We start from the raw sequence: 15,463 nt of genomic DNA, 5'->3' as shown, positions 1-15,463 counted from the left end.
TGGCGATCCGGCGTTGCCGGTGCAACCCTTGAGTTGGCGCGTAGTGTAACGGTTGCACCTTTCGAATGCAGCGCTTAAGAGGAAGAAAATGATCCTGAAAGGCACTTTTTTGAGGCAAATCCAAACGCAGATCGCGAGATATGTAATCTTTGCTTACGCATCTCAAAAAAATCCCCTCAGAGTTGTCGGAAATTAATTGACCGGGGTACTGTTTCGCCGTATAAACCTTCTTGCAGGATTTCAAGTGGCGAGTGAATTGGTTCTTTCGAGTTCGCCATCACGGTACTCCGGTTGGTCCCATTGCCCCTTCCTTGATTTTCCGCACCCCTGGGCTTCGGCCTTATTCATCATTTTTTTGGAACAAGTAACATGGAAACCGGTACCGTCAAGTGGTTCAATGACGCAAAGGGCTTTGGCTTCATCACTCCGGATGGCGGCGGCGAAGATCTGTTCGCGCACTTCTCGGAAATCCGCATCGAAGGCTTCAAGACGCTTCAGGAAAACCAAAAGGTTTCCTACGAAGTGAAGACGGGCCCCAAGGGCAAGCAAGCAGCGAACATCAAGCCGGTCTAAGTTTCAGCGCACCGCTAGAATTCGTATGAGAAAACCCCGCCTCGGCGGGGTTTTTGTTTTCGGGCCGCGGGGGACGCGCGGCGTCAGGCAAATACGCGTTGCGCGTAGATACCGAGCCCCTTCGCCACGCTGGCGAGACGGTCGCCGAACACCGGCTGCGCATCGGAAAACGCTGTCGCCAGCGCTTCCGACAGGAACCGCAGCCCTGTCGTGCCGCCGGTGAAATAGACGGCGCTCACGTCGGTGGGCGCAACGCCAGCGCGCTTGAGCGTTTCCTGCGCCGCCTCGACGATTCGCCGCGTTTCATCCGCGCCCGCCACGATCAATTGCGTCTCGTCGAACGCCACGCGCAGTGCCTCCTCCACCTCTTCCATGTCGATTTCCGTCGTGCCGCCCGCCGCGACATCGATCTTCGCTTCTTCCGCGTGCGCCGTCAGCGCGTGACCGAGCCGGCGGTCCACGACGCGCATCAGCCGGTCGTGATGACGCGTGTCCGTGTAGAGATGGCGCATCAATTGCAATTCGCTCACGCGCTTCGGCGTGTAGACGGTATTGATCAAATGCCAGGTCGCGAGATCGAAGTAAACCGGACTGGGCAGTTCACGCCCTTTCGGATCGAGCGACTGGTAGCCGAGCTCGCGCAGCACGGTCACGAGTTCGACGCGACGATCGAAGTCGGTGCCCGCGACATGCACGCCGTGATGCGCGAGCACGTCGTCCTTGCGCTCCAGATGACGCGCGCGTTCCGGTCCGACGCGCACGAGCGAAAAGTCCGACGTGCCGCCGCCGATATCCGCGACCAGCACGAGACCTTCTTTCGTCAGGCCCGCTTCGTAGTCGAAAGCCGCAGCAATCGGCTCGTACTGGAAATGGATTTCGCGCAGGCCGACCGCGTGCGCGCAGGCTTCGAGCTGCTTCTGCGCCAAGTGGTCGGCGCGCGGATCGTCGTCGACGAAAAAAACCGGGCGGCCGAGCACCGCGCGCGTGAGCGGCTCGGCGGCGATCGCCTGCGCTTTCTGCTTCAAATGCTGCAGAAAGAGCGTGATCACATCGGTGTATTTGATGGCCGAGCCGTCGCCGAGATCGGTGCTGTTGTCCGCGAGCGGCGAGCCGAGGATGCTCTTCATCGAGCGCATCAGGCGGCCGTCGAAGCCATCGATGTACGCCTCGAGCGCCGCGCGGCCGTAGGACTGGTTATTCTCGTCGGTGTTGAAGAAGACCGCCGTGGGCAGCGTGGTCGCGTCGCCTTCCACGGGCGCCAGCCGGACCGACAAACCATCCGGCAGCGCAACGGCGGAATTCGACGTGCCGAAATCGATCGCGCAATAAGTCATGGGCATCGGCGGCGTCGTTCAAGGACACCGCATTCAAACGTGGACGGCGTTTTTAACATGTTCCGGCAAGCGTATCAACCGCGTTTCAGATATTTTTAAACCATTGAGTTTATTCATCAAAAGCGGAATGCAGTTTGCTCGACCCGCGCGGCAATCTCTTTACTTTTTCGCGCGCTTAGTCGCAGTAAAGCACGCTTCAGACCATGAGCGAAACCGATGCGCAACAGGAGAACCGTTTGAGCGATAAAGCCAGCGCGCGCCCAGGCATTATCGAAACCGATCTGCCGGGGCGTCTCGATCGTCTGCCGTGGGGGCGCTTTCACACGCTGATCGTGCTCGCGCTCGGCATCACCTGGTTGCTCGACGGGCTAGAAGTCACGCTTGCTGGCGCGGTCGCGAGCGCACTCAAGTCCAGCCCTGCGCTGCAGTTTTCCAATGCCGATGTCGGCATTGCGGGCAGCGCGTATATCGCGGGCGCGGTGCTGGGCGCGCTGGGCTTCGGCTGGCTCACCGACCGGCTCGGACGCCGCAAGCTGTTCTTCATCACGCTCTTTCTCTACGTTGCGGCCACCGCCGCCAGCGCGTTCTCGTGGAATCTTGCGACGTTCGTGCTGTTCCGCTTTCTGACGGGCGCGGGAATCGGCGGCGAATACACCGCCATCAATTCGACGATTCAGGAGTTCACGCCCGCACGGTTGCGCGGCTGGACCGACCTCGCGATCAACGGGACGTTCTGGGTCGGCGCGGGCATCGGCGCGGCGGGCTCGATCGTGCTGCTCCATCCCGGCCTGCTTCCGCCCGATTGGGGATGGCGCGCGTGTTTTCTCATCGGCGCATTGCTCGGCCTGACGATTCTCCTCATGCGGATGTGGGTGCCGGAAAGCCCGCGCTGGCTCATCACGCACAATCGCGCGGAAGAAGCGCGGCAGATCGTCGAGGAAATCGAGGCGCATTTTCGGGAGCACGGCGTGCAGATTCCGGATACGCCGGTCAAGCCGCTGCGCCTGCACGCGCGCGAAGCAACGCCGCTGCGCGAGGTCTTTCATACGCTTTTCAGGGCGCATCGCAGCCGCTCGCTCGTCGGGCTCACGCTGATGACCGCGCAGGCGTTCTTCTACAACGCGATTTTCTTCACCTACGCCCTCGTGCTGACGGACTTCTATCACGTGCCCGGCGATCACATCGGCTGGTACGTGCTGCCGTTCGCCGCGGGCAATTTCCTCGGTCCCCTGCTGCTCGGCCGACTCTTCGATGTGCTCGGCCGGCGCAGGATGATTGCCTTCACGTACGCGATGTCCGGCGTGCTGCTGACGATCAGCGGCTGGATGTTCATGCACGGCATGCTCAGCGTGACGACGCAGACCATCGCGTGGATGGTGATTTTCTTCTTCGCGTCGGCGGCGGCGAGTTCCGCCTATCTGACGGTGAGCGAAACCTTCCCGCTGGAGATTCGCGCGCTCGCGATCGCAGTGTTCTACGCGTTCGGCACGGCGCTCGGCGGCATCATCGGGCCGACGCTGTTCGGGCAACTGATCGATACGCATCAGCGCGGGCCTGTGTTCGCGGGCTACCTGCTCGGCTCGTTCCTGATGATCGCGGCCGCAGTCGTCGCCGGAATCTGGGGCGTCGCGGCCGAGCGCAAGTCGCTCGAAGATGTCGCTCGTCCGCTCTCGGCGGCGGACGAGCTTTGAAACCTCTTATTCGAAGCCTTTGTTCCAGGCGCCTTCGAAGACCGTTTCGCCCAGCGTCCGGCGCGCGCGCGGCGCCGCTTCCCGCTCGCGCAATGTTTCATCGAGCTGGCTGGCGTCGCCGTGATGACCGATCGCCATCATCGCGATGAGTTCGACGTCCGCGGGAATCGAAAACGCCTGGCGGAACGCGTCGCGATCGAAGCCGCCCATCTGATGCGTCGCCAGTCCCAGCGCATGCGCCTGGAGCACGAGCGCCATCGCGGCCGCGCCCGTGTCGTAACTGGCGGTGCGGTTCGTGTCGCCCTTCGGCGTGAGCGTCGACGCCGTCACGCAGATGAGCAGCGGCACGGTCACGTTCCACTTCTGATTGCCCGGCATGAGCGTGTCGAATGCGCGTCTGAACGCGGCTTCGTCGCGCTGACGGTCGAATACGATGAAGCGCCACGGCTGCTGATTATTCGACGACGGCGCCCAGCGCGCCGCTTCCAGCAGCCGGTGCAGTTGCGCGCGCTCGATCGGCGCGTTGGAGAAGGCGCGCGGGCTCCATCGGCCGGCGATCAGTTCGTGGATGTCGACATCGGTCGGAGCGGGCTTCGCGGACATGGCATGTTTCCTTGTTCGATGGATAAACGAACGACAAGGATAAACAAGCGCGCGCCCGCGTGCAGATCGGGGCTGATCGGGTCAGGTCGCGGCGACGCCCACCGACCGCCCCGCGCGATTGATGCGCAGCACGGTCACGGCCGCGACGAGGCACAGGCCGCCCGAGATCATCGTCGCAACGGTGTAACTGCCGAGGCTCGAGCGCAGCATTCCGCCGCCGAGCGCCGCGAACGCCGCGCCGAGCTGATGGCCCGCGACGACCCAGCCAAACACGATCGGCGCCGATTCCTTGCCGTAGACATCGGTGGCGAGGCGCACGGTCGGCGGCACGGTGGCGATCCAGTCGAGCCCGTAGAACACGGCGAAGAGCGGCAGACCGAAGAAATCGATGCCGAACGCGTATGGCAGATAAATCAACGACAGCCCGCGCAGGCCGTAATACCAGAACAGCAGCACGCGCGCATTGAAGCGGTCCGACAGCCAGCCGGACAACGTCGTGCCGAAAAGATCGAAGATGCCCATCGCGGCGAGCAGCGTCGCGCCCTGCACTTGCGTCATGCCGTAGTCGGAGCACATCGCGATCAGATGCGTGCCGACGTAACCGTTCGTGCTCGCGCCGCAAACGAAGAAGCTGAAGAACAGCAGCCAGAAATCGCGCGTCCTGCTGGCCGACGCGAGCGTGCTGAACGCCAGCTTGATCGGATTCTTCGGCGTCGGAATCGCGCCGGGCGGCAGATCGGCCTTTTCGCCGATAGGACGCAGCGAAAGATCCGCTGGACGCTCGGGCAGCAGCCACGCGACGAGCGGCAGCACGATCGCCGCCGCCGCCGCGACGAGGAGCACGACCGGCCGCCAGCCGAAGCGCTCGGAAATCGACGCCAGAAACGGCAGGAACACGAGCTGGCCGGTCGCGGAACTGGCCGTGAGAATGCCCATCGCGAGACCGCGATGCGTGGTGAACCAGCGGTTCACGATCGTCGCGGACAGCGTGAGCGCCGCAACGCCCGTCGCGCTGCCGACCATCACGCCCCAGACCAGCACCATTTGCCACGGCTCGGTCATCATCGACGAAATGCCGACGCCCGCCGCCAGCGTCGCAAGCGCGGCGAGCACAGTCGGACGGACGCCGAAGCGCTGCATCGCCGCCGCGGCGAACGGACCGGCGAGACCGTACAGCGCGAGATTGATCGAGATCGCCAGGGAAATCGTACCGCGCGACCAGCCGAACTGTTTTTCGAGCGGCAGCATCATGACGCTCGGCGTCGCGCGCGTGCCGGCGGCGGCGAGCAACACGAAAAAAACGACGCCTACCGCGATCCAGCCGTAATGCATCCGGCCGTTCAGCCGTCTCGCTACCCAATTCATCGCTGCTCCGCTCCGTTGATTTTTGTCCCGCGACGTTACCGCTCTGTCACATCAGAGTTGCGAGCTTAGTTACCGATCGGTAACATGTCAAGCATGCAGCAAAATTTCGAGGAACCGACTTTGGCACGATCAACGAGCGACCAGCCGAAACCCCACGCCCGCCGCAGTGTCCGCACCGACGGCGCGACGGCGCAGGAACAATTGCTCGACGCCGCGCAGGAGCTGTTCTATCGCGACGGCATCCGCGCGATCGGCGTCGATGCCGTCGTGGAGCGCGCGGGCGTCAACAAGATGAGCTTGTATCGGCGTTTCGCGTCGAAGGACGAGCTCGTCGTCGCGTATCTGGATCGCATGGACGAAGGGTTTCGGCAGCGTTTCGAGGCGAGCGTCGCGAAGCATCCGGACGAGCCGGCGAAGCAGATCGTCCAGGCGCTGGAAGATCTGGTGAAACGGGCGTCGGCGCCGGATTATCGTGGCTGCCCGTTCGTGAACATCGCGTGCGAATTCGGCGATCCGGCGCATCCCGCGCGGCAATCGGTCGATCGCAACAAAAGTTATCTGATGACGCGCCTCGTCGAGATTTCGACGGCGGCGAAAGCGGATAATCCCGCCGAGCTGGCTGAATCGCTCGCGCTGCTGGTCGACGGCATTTACGCGACGAGTCAGACTTACGGCCCCGGCTCCGGCCCGCTGCTCGCGGCGCCGCGCATCGCACGAGCTCTGATCGCGTCGGCTTGCTCCGCACATCGCAAACAGGAAGATTCATGAGTGACAGCAGCACCCGCGACGACGTGATCGCGGCGACCGAACACTGGCTCACCCGCGCGGTGATCGGCCTGAACCTGTGCCCGTTCGCGAAGAGCGTGCATGTCAAAAAGCAGATTCGCTATGTGGTGAGCGAGGCGCGCGGCGTCGACGACCTGGTCGTGGAACTGACCGACGAACTTCGCCTGCTGCGCGACACGGACCCGGAAGTCATCGACACGACGCTCTTCATCACGCCGCACGCGTTCGCGGACTTCGCGGACTACAACGACGCCCTCTCCTTCGCCGAGCGCCTGCTCCACCAGTCGGGGCTCGCGGGCGAATTGCAGATCGCGAGCTTTCATCCGGACTATCGGTTCGAAGGCAGCGCGCCGGACGATATCGACAACTACACGAACCGCGCGCCGTATCCGACGTTCCATCTGATTCGCGAAGCGAGCATCGATCGCGCCGTCGCCGCGTTTCCCGATGCATCCGACATCTACGAACGCAATATCGAAACGCTGCGCCGCCTCGGGCTCGACGGCTTCAAGGCGTGGATGGACAAACGTTGATCAATGCGCGGGCGTGAAGAAGCGCTCGCGCAATTCGTCGAGTCCCAGCGTTTCGAGCACATCGGAAAGTCTTTGCGCAGGCCGTCCGCGCGGCAGATCCTTGAACTGCGCGACGATCAACTCGTTCTTCATCGAGTGCTCCCAGCCGACGAGTTCCGTCACGCTCACCTGATAGCCGTGCGATTCGAGTTGCAGGCAGCGCAGCACGTTCGTGATCTGGCTCCCGAACTCACGCGTGTGCAATGGATGCCGCCACATCTCAGTCAGCACGTTTTTCGAGAGCGAATGCCCCTTGTTCTTGCGCAGCACCGAAGCGACTTCCGCCTGACAGCAGGGCACCACGACGATGTACTTCGCATTCTTTTGCAGAGCGAAGTGGATGGCGTCGTCGGTTGCGGTGTTGCACGCGTGCAGCGCCGTGACGATATCGATCGATTCCGGCAAACGATCCGAACCGATTGATTCGGCCACCGACAGATTCAGAAACGACATCCCGGTAAACCCGAGGCGTTCCGCCAATTCTTCGGACTTTTTTACGAGCTCTTCACGCGTCTCGATTCCAAAGATGTGTGACCGATCGCGCAGAGTCTTGAAGAAGAGATCGTAGAGAATAAACCCAAGATAGGACTTCCCCGCTCCATGATCCACGAGTGATACGGCCCCCTGGCGCGCATGCACTTCGGAGAGAAGCGGTTCGATGAACTGATAGAGGTGATAGACCTGTTTCAGTTTGCGGCGGCTGTCCTGGTTCATCTTGCCGTCGCGCGTGAGGATGTGAAGTTCCTTCAGCAGTTCGATCGACTGGCCTGGACGGATGTCGTGTTTGGTGGAGGGGTCGGGTGTGCCCGGAGCCGACGCGGAGGAATTCCTGATCATCGTGAACGTGTGTCGAATAAAAAAGCGGAGCATGTTCGCGCCGAATGTGCGCTAACCGCTGGTTCTGCCGTCTCAAAAGAGGAAGTTTACCCAAAAGCGCAAAGACGCTCTTTGTCCCCATGACCGGCTCATCGGCGAATGCGTGAATGGAACGCATGGAACGGTTTGTGCATCGTCCCGACAATAGGCCATTGGAAAAGACGACACGACGTGGCTTCGGGCTACGTACCGATGCGGCAAGCAGGAGCAACAAGCTGGTAACGATCCCGCGCCTCGACACGTAAAGCGTCGTCACCCGCGCCCGGTATTTGTTACGTAACACCTAACGCACAGCGCGGCGAATGCGACTCGCCGGCGCCATGAACATGAGAGGACGGCGATGGATGCGATCCCGGACAAGAAAGCAGAGAAACAATTCCAGGAGATGCTCGCGGCACTGACCGCGATGCCCGCGTGGAGTGAAAAGCAGCAACTCGAACTCGAAATGGCCCGAGAGATTTCCGTGGAGATGCTGCGCCTCGCCGAATCGATGCGCGACGGCTCCACCGACATCGAAACGTGTCTGACGATGCTGAAGTACGCCAAAGTGATGGACTTCGTCCTGACGACGCTCGCCTCGCGCCGGGATATCGCGCCGCAAACGCTGCGCGTGATCTTCAAGCTGGCGGGTCTGAAGGTCGATGAAGCCTATCCGGGCTGACGCGGTCATCCTTTCGACGCCGGCGCGCGTTCTGCGCGCGCGCCGTGCTCAGCCTTTGCGTTTCGTCATCAGCCGCGCCGCGGACTGACGCATGTGCCGCTGCATGGCAGCCTGCGCCCAGACTGCGTCGCGCGCTTCCAGCGCTTCCAGAATCTCGCGATGCTCGCCGAGCGCGGCCGCCCACGTTTCCTCCCCTTCGAAGTGTCCGCGCAGCGTCGACGACAGCGGGCTGTGCCGTTCGTCGTACAGGCTGCCGACCGTGCGCACCAGCACGTCGTTGCCCGTCATCTGCGCGATCGCGATGTGAAACGCGCGATCGGCGGCCATCGGCACCTGGCCGTGTTCGACTTCGCGCGCCATCGTCTCGTACACGGCCCGTAGCGCTTTCAGCTCCTTTGGCCTCGCGAACGGCGCGACGCTCGCCGCGATCGCGCCTTCGATCACGCTGCGCGCGTTCATGATCTCGATTGGGCTTTCGCCCAGTTCCGCCTCGGCCGCCGCTGGCTTGGACGCGGGCGCGGCGACGATATAGACGCCCGAACCCATGCGGATTTCGACGCGCCCTTCCAGCTCCAGCGCGACGAGCGCCTCGCGCACCGACGGCCGCGACACGCCGAGCGTCTGCGCCAGTTCGCGCTCCGATGGCAGGCGGCCATTCGGCGCGAAATCCTGCTGCTCGATCAGCCCGCGCAACTTGTCGGCGATCTGTAGATAGAGGCGGCGCGTCTCGGCTGGTTTCACGCTCACGTGCTGGCTCCTGCTTTTTGTCTCGGGGAAAACGTGGATTGTAATCAGCAGGAGGGCTGACGCTCCGGGCGGCGCGGATTTGCCCCTCCTGAACCGATTACAAGTGGCTTGACCAATTCTATTTCAAGACACTAGTATGCAATCCGGTAAGGCCAGGTGGCCAATTTTTTACGGCGATCTGGAACCGTTCCCACTCGAATCTTCCCCACAGCGCGCCCGACGATGAGCAATCCGATTCTCCAATTCGGCACGAGCCGTTTCCTGCAGGCGCACGTCGATTTCTTCGTGGCCGTTGCGGCGCGCCGCGATCCGGCGTCGGCGCTCGGCAAGATCACTGTCGTGCAGACTACGTCCAGCGCGGATAGCCGCGCGCGCATCGACGCATTGCGCTCCGCCGGACGCTATCCGGTGCGCATTCGCGGACGCCGCTGGGACGAGACCATCGATACGACCGTCGAGTGCGATTCGATCACCGAGGCGCTACACGCGAACGAGGACTGGCCATTGCTGATCGAGCGTGCGAAGCGCGACGTGAAGGTGATCGTCTCGAATACGGCCGATGCGGGCTACGCCCTCTTCGACGAAGACACGGCCGAACTGCTCGCCGGGCAGCGCACGCCGCGCGGTTTCGCGGCGAAGCTCGCGGTGCTGCTGCACGCGCGTTTCCAGGCGGGCGCGGCGCCGATCACGCTCCTGCCCTGCGAGCTGGTTTCGCGTAACGGCGACACGCTGCGTGATCTGGTCGTCGGCGTTGCGCGTGGATGGCACGCCGACGATGCGTTCATCGCCTATCTGAGGAAAGACTGCGTGTGGGTGAATTCGCTCGTCGACCGCATCGTTTCGGAGCCGATCCAGCCGGTCGGCGCGATCGCCGAACCGTATGCGTTGTGGGCGATCGAGCGGCAGGCGGGCATGGTGCTGCCGTGCGAGCACGAAGACATCGTCGTCACGGACGATCTCGAGCACTACGAACGTCTCAAGCTTCTGCTGCTGAATCTCGGCCACACGATGCTCGCGCAAATCTGGCGCACGCGCGACGGCTCGCCCGACATGACCGTGCTCGACGCCATGCGCGATCCGGCGTATCGCGATCCGCTCGAAGCGACGTGGCGCGACGAAGTGCTACCGGTTTTCGCGGCGCTCGGCAAGGCCGACGTCGCGACAGAATACGTCGCGAGCGTGCGCGACCGCTTCGAGAACCCGCTTCTCGTGCATCGGCTCGCGGATATCGCGCGCAATCACGACGAGAAGAAGGTTCGCCGCTTCCGGCCTGTTATCGATCTCGCGCGGGAACTGAAGCTCGACATCGAACAGAAGCGGTTGCGCGACGCACTCGAATCCGCCTGAAGCACGAAATCACGATTTTTTAATCACGGCTCGCCGCGCCGGCATCGCGGATTCGAGCCGGAATGAAACGAAGTGCCGCCCCATTGAGGAGACAAACGATGCGCAAAATGCGTTGGGTAGTGATATTTCTGGCCTTTCTGGCTATCGCGATCAATTACATCGATCGTGCAAACCTCGCGGTCGCCGCACCGCAGATCGAGAAGGCGCTCAACATCGGCCCGGCCGAGATGGGCTTCATCCTGAGCGGCTTCTTCTGGAGCTACGCGCTCATGCAAATGCCGTTCGGCTGGTTCGTCGATCGCGTCGGCGCGCGCATCGCGCTGCCGCTCGCGGTGGGCTGGTGGTCGGTGTTCACGGCGCTGACCGCGGCCGCGTCGAGCGTCATGGGTATGTTCGGCTGCCGTCTGATGCTCGGCATCGGTGAGGCGGGCGCGTATCCGTCGTGCGCGAAACTCGTGTCGCAATGGTTCACGAAATCGCAACGCGCGTTCGCCACCAGCATCTTCGATTCCGGCTCTCGCGTGGGCTCCGCGCTGTCGATTCCGGTCGTCGCGCTGATCATCAGTTCGTTCGGCTGGGAAGCGTCGTTCGTCATCACCGGTGTGATCGGCTTCGTGTGGATTCTCGGCTGGTTCCTGATCTACCGTAACAAGTCGAAGGGCGATCTGACGGGCGAAACCGATGTCGCGCCGGTCCCGGTCGCGCCGAAGAACAAGGTGTCGTGGGCGTCGCTGTTCAAGTACCGCACGCTGTGGGGCATGATGCTCGGCTTCTTCTGCCTGAACTTCGTGATCTACTTCTTCATCACCTGGTTCCCGAGCTATCTCGTGCAGGCACACGGCTTCTCGCTCAAGTCGCTCGGCACGCTCGGCACCATTCCCGCACTGATGTCGATTCCCGGCGGCTGGCTCGGCGGCGTCGTATCGGACTCGCTCTTCAAGCGCGGTTGGAGCCTGACTGCAGCGCGCAAGACCTGCATGGTCGGCGGCATGCTGCTGTCGTCGGTCATCACGCTCTGCGCCTTCGTGACCAACATCTATCTGATGCTCGCGTTCTTCGGCATCGCTTACGCCAGCCTTGCGTTCGCCGCCGCCAGCATCTGGTCGCTGCCGAGCGACGTCGCGCCGACGCCGGATCACGTCGCGTCGATCGGCGGCATTCAGAACTTCGCGTCGAATCTTGCCGGTATCGTAATCACGACCTTCACCGGCGTGATGCTTGCGATCACCAAGGGCTCGTTCGTGATTCCGCTGTGCGTCGCGGGTGGCTTCTGCTTCCTCGGTGCGTTCAGCTATCTTGTGATTGTCGGCAAGATCGAACCGCTCAATCGCGCCGATGAAGAGCAAGCCCGGCGCGACGACGGCCGCGCACCTTCAACGGTCTGAGAATAAAACCATGTCCACCACATCCACCGACCATGCGGTCATCCGGCTGCATCCCAACGACGACGTCGTCATTGCGACGCGTCAGTTGCTCTCCGGCGCGCGGATCGCGTCGGAGGATCTCGTCGTCGCCGGCCTGATTCCGCCGGGCCACAAGATCGCGACGCGCGACATCGCCGCGGGCCAGCCCGTCAAGCGCTACAACCAGATCATCGGCGTGGCGCGCGAGGCGATTTCGCGCGGGCAGCACGTACACACGCACAATCTGTCGATGGCCGATTTTGCGCGCGAGCACGAATTCGGCGTCGATCTGCACCCGACGCCGTTCGTCGATAAACCCGCGACGTTCATGGGCATCCGCCGCGACGACGGCCGCGTGGCGACGCGCAATTTCGTCGGCGTGCTGACGAGCGTGAACTGCTCGGCGACGGTCGCGCGCGCGATCGCCGATCACTTCCGGCGCGACGTGCATCCGGAAGCGCTCGCGGATTATCCGAACGTCGATGGCGTGATCGCGCTGACGCATGGTCTCGGATGCGGAATCGACATGCAGGGTGAAGGTCTCGGCATTTTGCGCCGCACGCTCGCGGGTTACGCGGTGCATCCGAACTTTCACGCGGTGCTGTTCGTCGGTCTGGGATGCGAGACGAACCAGATTTCGGGCGTGCTCGAATCGAGCGGGCTGAAGGACGGCGCGAAGTTGCGCAGCTTCACGATTCAGGACAGTGGCGGCACGCGAAAGACGATCGAGCACGGCATCGCGCTCGTGAAGGAAATGCTCGCCGATGCGAATCGCGTGCAGCGCGAGCCGGTGCCTGCGTCGCATCTGATCGTCGGATTGCAGTGCGGCGGATCGGATGGCTATTCGGGCATTTCCGCGAATCCGGCGCTCGGCGCGGCCGTCGACAAGCTCGTCGCGCATGGCGGCACGGCGATTCTGTCGGAGACGCCGGAAGTTTATGGCGCCGAGCATTTGCTGACGCGACGCGCAGTGAGCCGTGAAGTCGGCGAAAAACTGCTGACGCGCATCAAGTGGTGGGAAGAATACTGCGCGCGCAACGGTGCGGCGATGGACAACAATCCGTCGGCGGGCAACAAGGTCGGCGGATTGACGACGATTCTCGAAAAATCCCTCGGTGCGGTTGCGAAGGGCGGCACGACGAATCTCGTCGAGGTGTATGAATACGCGCAGCGCATCGATGCGAAGGGCTTCGTCTTCATGGATTCGCCCGGCTACGATCCGATGTCCGCGACCGGCCAGGTTGCGTCGGGCGCGAATCTCATCTGCTTCACGACGGGCCGCGGATCGGCTTATGGATGCGCGCCCTCGCCTTCGCTCAAGCTCGCGACGAACACGGCGCTGTGGGAGCGGCAGGAAGAGGATATGGACATCAACTGCGGCGGCGTGGTCGACGGATCAGCGACCATCGAGCAGCTCGGCGACAAAATCTTCCAGATGATGCTCGACTGCGCGTCGGGCGTGGCATCGAAGAGTGAACTGCACGGGTATGGGCAGAGTGAGTTCGTGCCCTGGCAGGTGGGTGTGGTGACTTGACGCGGCTGCGGTTTGGGCTTTGAAGGGCGCATCGTGTCTGGCGATGCGCCCTTTTCGTTTTAGTCGGCTGGTTTGTCTGATATATCAGATGACCTTCGCGCGGAAGACGTGCCGAATATCAGGCCGCCGCGGCGTGCTCGCTCATCATCTTCAGGGCGACCGCTTCCGCGACTTCGATGCCATCGATCGCCGCCGAGTAGATACCGCCCGCATAACCTGCGCCCTCGCCCGCCGGATACAGGCCTTCGACGTTGACGCTCTGATAATCGTCCTTCCGACGCACGCGCAACGGCGACGACGTGCGCGTCTCGACACCCGTCAAGACGGCGTCATGCATCGCGAACCCCTTGATCTTCTTGTCGAGCTCGGGCAAGGCTTCGCGAATCGCTTCGATCACGTAATCGGGAAGCGCGGTGCTCAAGTCGGTCGGCTTCACACCCGGCTTATAGGAAGGCGTGACCGAACCGAGCGACGTGGATGCGCGTCCCGCGATGAAATCCCCGACCAGTTGCCCCGGCGCGGAGTAATCGCCGCCGCCTAGCTCGAACGCACGCTCTTCCCATTTGCGCTGAAAGGCGATGCCGGCAAGCGGGCCGCCAGGATAGTCGTCCGGCGTAATGCCGACGACGATACCCGCGTTCGCATTGCGTTCAGCACGCGAATACTGACTCATGCCATTGGTCACGACGCGCCCGGATTCCGACGTCGCCGCGACCACCGTGCCGCCCGGACACATGCAGAAACTATAGACGGCGCGTCCGTTGCTGCAGTGATGGACCAATTTGTAGTCGGCGGCGCCGAGCCGCTCGTGACCGGCGAATTTTCCGAAGCGGCTTCGATCGATCACGCCTTGCGGATGTTCGATACGAAAACCCAGCGAGAACGGCTTGGCTTCCATGTACACGCCGCGATCGTGCAACATCTCGAACGTATCGCGCGCGCTATGGCCGATGGCCAGCACGACATGATCGCAGCGCAAAGTTTCCCCCGTCGACAGACGCAGGCCGCGCATCTTGCCGTTGTCGATATCGATATCTTCGACGCGCTGCTGGAATCGTACTTCGCCGCCGAGCTGATGAATCTGCGCACGCATCTTCTCGACCATGCTGACGAGCCTGAACGTACCAATGTGCGGGCGGCTCAGGTACAGAATGTCTTCGGGCGCACCGGCTTTGACGAATTCATCGAGAACCTTGCGACCGTAGTGCTTCGGATCCTTGATCTGGCTGTAGAGCTTGCCGTCCGAGAACGTGCCGGCGCCGCCTTCTCCGAACTGAACATTCGACTCCGGATTGAGTTCGTTGCGTCGCCAGAGGCCCCACGTATCTTTCGTCCGCTCCCGTACGGCTTTACCGCGCTCGAGGATGATCGGTCGAAAGCCCATCTGCGCGAGGATCAATCCGGCAAAAAGCCCGCACGGCCCCATGCCAATGACGACTGGGCGAGGCTGCGTCGATCGCGCGGGCGCTGTCGCGACGAAGCGATACGTCATGTCCGGCGTGACGCCGCAGTGCGGCTGCGGCCGCGCCTCGAGTCGCTTCAATACCGATGCTTCGTCTTTCAGCTCCACATCGATGATGTAGTTGAGCTTGATATCGGCGCGCTTGCGGGCGTCGTGCGCGCGGCGAAATACATGGAAGCTCACAAGTTGCTCGGCATCGACGCCGATCTCCGCAAGACGCGCGAGGACCGCAGGTTCGATAGCCGATTCGGGATGATCGAGCGGGAGCTTGATTTCGCTTAGACGTAGCATGGGACTCGACGGCTTAAGCCGCGCTTGGGAGATACGTACAGGATTTTAGCGCTTGAACAGGGGTAAGCCTTGAGGCTCCGCTGCCGTTTCAGAATTGCAGCGCCCCAACGCAAAAACCCCACCTTTGCGGGGTGGGGTTTTGGCGTTAGGGCATGAGGAGCCTGACGATTACCTACTTTCACACGGGTATCCGCACTATCATCGGCGTGGAGTCGTTT

General features: G+C 62.5%; 14 protein-coding genes. 8 read left to right on the top strand and 6 right to left on the bottom strand.

The window, feature by feature from the left end; genetic code table 11:
- The first annotated feature begins 369 nt into the window (after nucleotides 1-369).
- Entirely contained in the window at nucleotides 370-573 is a 204-nt protein-coding gene (locus AWB75_RS19070) for a cold-shock protein (RefSeq protein ID WP_007000074.1), read from the top strand.
- Nucleotides 574-656: 83 nt separating this feature from the next.
- On the opposite strand, the gene AWB75_RS19065 is transcribed toward AWB75_RS19070, so the two are convergent.
- Complete coding sequence (locus AWB75_RS19065) at nucleotides 657-1,907, bottom strand: Hsp70 family protein (RefSeq protein ID WP_061125649.1); 1,251 nt, start codon at nucleotides 1,905-1,907, stop codon at nucleotides 657-659.
- Nucleotides 1,908-2,110: 203 nt separating this feature from the next.
- On the opposite strand from AWB75_RS19065, the gene AWB75_RS19060 reads away from it, so the two are divergent.
- Nucleotides 2,111-3,598 carry an MFS transporter gene (locus AWB75_RS19060; RefSeq protein WP_061125648.1) on the top strand — a complete coding sequence of 496 codons (1,488 nt, stop codon included), beginning with the start codon at nucleotides 2,111-2,113 and terminating at the stop codon, nucleotides 3,596-3,598.
- 6 nt (nucleotides 3,599-3,604) lie between these two features.
- Here AWB75_RS19060 and AWB75_RS19055 read toward each other — a convergent pair whose 3' ends face one another.
- Nucleotides 3,605-4,201 (bottom strand): nitroreductase family protein, encoded by a 597-nt coding sequence (locus AWB75_RS19055; protein WP_061125647.1) that lies wholly within the window; start codon nucleotides 4,199-4,201, stop codon nucleotides 3,605-3,607.
- 81 nt (nucleotides 4,202-4,282) lie between these two features.
- Nucleotides 4,283-5,566, bottom strand: a complete 1,284-nt coding sequence (locus tag AWB75_RS19050; protein WP_061125646.1) for an MFS transporter — start codon at nucleotides 5,564-5,566, stop codon at nucleotides 4,283-4,285.
- A 93-nt stretch (nucleotides 5,567-5,659) separates the two neighbouring features.
- Here AWB75_RS19050 and AWB75_RS19045 point away from each other — a divergent pair, with 93 nt between their 5' ends.
- Nucleotides 5,660-6,334, top strand: a complete 675-nt coding sequence (locus AWB75_RS19045; protein WP_061125744.1) for a TetR/AcrR family transcriptional regulator — start codon at nucleotides 5,660-5,662, stop codon at nucleotides 6,332-6,334.
- Nucleotides 6,331-6,885, top strand: coding sequence for a DUF1415 domain-containing protein (locus AWB75_RS19040; protein WP_061125645.1), 555 nt, complete (start codon nucleotides 6,331-6,333; stop codon nucleotides 6,883-6,885). The genes AWB75_RS19045 and AWB75_RS19040 overlap by 4 nt, the downstream gene beginning before the upstream one ends.
- Here AWB75_RS19040 and AWB75_RS19035 read toward each other — a convergent pair whose 3' ends face one another.
- Nucleotides 6,886-7,761, bottom strand: coding sequence for a class I SAM-dependent methyltransferase (locus AWB75_RS19035; RefSeq protein WP_061125644.1), 876 nt, complete (start codon nucleotides 7,759-7,761; stop codon nucleotides 6,886-6,888).
- Nucleotides 7,762-8,140: 379 nt separating this feature from the next.
- On the opposite strand from AWB75_RS19035, the gene AWB75_RS19030 reads away from it, so the two are divergent.
- Nucleotides 8,141-8,461, top strand: coding sequence for a hypothetical protein (locus tag AWB75_RS19030; protein WP_061125643.1), 321 nt, complete (start codon nucleotides 8,141-8,143; stop codon nucleotides 8,459-8,461).
- Between the two features lie 48 nt (nucleotides 8,462-8,509).
- Here the strand turns inward: AWB75_RS19030 and AWB75_RS19025 are convergent, their stop codons facing one another.
- Nucleotides 8,510-9,208 carry a FadR/GntR family transcriptional regulator gene (locus AWB75_RS19025; RefSeq protein ID WP_061125642.1) on the bottom strand — a complete coding sequence of 233 codons (699 nt, stop codon included), beginning with the start codon at nucleotides 9,206-9,208 and terminating at the stop codon, nucleotides 8,510-8,512.
- Nucleotides 9,209-9,430: 222 nt separating this feature from the next.
- Here AWB75_RS19025 and AWB75_RS19020 point away from each other — a divergent pair, with 222 nt between their 5' ends.
- The 3 genes from AWB75_RS19020 (at nucleotide 9,431) to AWB75_RS19010 (ending at nucleotide 13,492) form a co-directional block, all read left to right on the top strand.
- Nucleotides 9,431-10,555 carry a mannitol dehydrogenase family protein gene (locus AWB75_RS19020; protein WP_061125641.1) on the top strand — a complete coding sequence of 375 codons (1,125 nt, stop codon included), beginning with the start codon at nucleotides 9,431-9,433 and terminating at the stop codon, nucleotides 10,553-10,555.
- Nucleotides 10,556-10,653: 98 nt separating this feature from the next.
- A complete protein-coding gene (locus tag AWB75_RS19015) occupies nucleotides 10,654-11,940 on the top strand; it encodes an MFS transporter (RefSeq protein ID WP_061125640.1) in 1,287 nt (428 codons plus the stop codon).
- Between the two features lie 10 nt (nucleotides 11,941-11,950).
- Entirely contained in the window at nucleotides 11,951-13,492 is a 1,542-nt protein-coding gene (locus AWB75_RS19010; protein ID WP_061125743.1) for a UxaA family hydrolase, read from the top strand.
- 118 nt (nucleotides 13,493-13,610) lie between these two features.
- Here AWB75_RS19010 and AWB75_RS19005 read toward each other — a convergent pair whose 3' ends face one another.
- Nucleotides 13,611-15,245 carry an NAD(P)/FAD-dependent oxidoreductase gene (locus AWB75_RS19005; RefSeq protein ID WP_061125639.1) on the bottom strand — a complete coding sequence of 545 codons (1,635 nt, stop codon included), beginning with the start codon at nucleotides 15,243-15,245 and terminating at the stop codon, nucleotides 13,611-13,613.
- Nucleotides 15,246-15,463 lie beyond the last annotated feature (218 nt).

It is taken from the genome of Caballeronia catudaia, assembly GCF_001544755.2.
Classification (GTDB): Bacteria; Pseudomonadota; Gammaproteobacteria; order Burkholderiales; family Burkholderiaceae; genus Caballeronia; species Caballeronia catudaia.
The sequence above is the reverse complement of the archived record's forward strand: the minus strand, read 5'-3'. Positions and strand labels throughout refer to the sequence as shown.

What these genes read in the sequence shown, in the direction of transcription:
- AWB75_RS19070 (WP_007000074.1), top strand. Translation starts at nt 370, where the DNA reads ATGGAAACCGGTACCGTCAAGTGGTTCAATGACGCAAAGGGCTTTGGC.
- AWB75_RS19065 (WP_061125649.1), bottom strand. Translation starts at nt 1,907, where the DNA reads ATGACTTATTGCGCGATCGATTTCGGCACGTCGAATTCCGCCGTTGCG.
- AWB75_RS19060 (WP_061125648.1), top strand. Translation starts at nt 2,111, where the DNA reads ATGAGCGAAACCGATGCGCAACAGGAGAACCGTTTGAGCGATAAAGCC.
- AWB75_RS19055 (WP_061125647.1), bottom strand. Translation starts at nt 4,201, where the DNA reads ATGTCCGCGAAGCCCGCTCCGACCGATGTCGACATCCACGAACTGATC.
- AWB75_RS19050 (WP_061125646.1), bottom strand. Translation starts at nt 5,566, where the DNA reads ATGAATTGGGTAGCGAGACGGCTGAACGGCCGGATGCATTACGGCTGG.
- AWB75_RS19045 (WP_061125744.1), top strand. Translation starts at nt 5,660, where the DNA reads ATGCAGCAAAATTTCGAGGAACCGACTTTGGCACGATCAACGAGCGAC.
- AWB75_RS19040 (WP_061125645.1), top strand. Translation starts at nt 6,331, where the DNA reads ATGAGTGACAGCAGCACCCGCGACGACGTGATCGCGGCGACCGAACAC.
- AWB75_RS19035 (WP_061125644.1), bottom strand. Translation starts at nt 7,761, where the DNA reads ATGATCAGGAATTCCTCCGCGTCGGCTCCGGGCACACCCGACCCCTCC.
- AWB75_RS19030 (WP_061125643.1), top strand. Translation starts at nt 8,141, where the DNA reads ATGGATGCGATCCCGGACAAGAAAGCAGAGAAACAATTCCAGGAGATG.
- AWB75_RS19020 (WP_061125641.1), top strand. Translation starts at nt 9,431, where the DNA reads ATGAGCAATCCGATTCTCCAATTCGGCACGAGCCGTTTCCTGCAGGCG.
- AWB75_RS19015 (WP_061125640.1), top strand. Translation starts at nt 10,654, where the DNA reads ATGCGCAAAATGCGTTGGGTAGTGATATTTCTGGCCTTTCTGGCTATC.
- AWB75_RS19010 (WP_061125743.1), top strand. Translation starts at nt 11,951, where the DNA reads ATGTCCACCACATCCACCGACCATGCGGTCATCCGGCTGCATCCCAAC.
- AWB75_RS19005 (WP_061125639.1), bottom strand. Translation starts at nt 15,245, where the DNA reads ATGCTACGTCTAAGCGAAATCAAGCTCCCGCTCGATCATCCCGAATCG.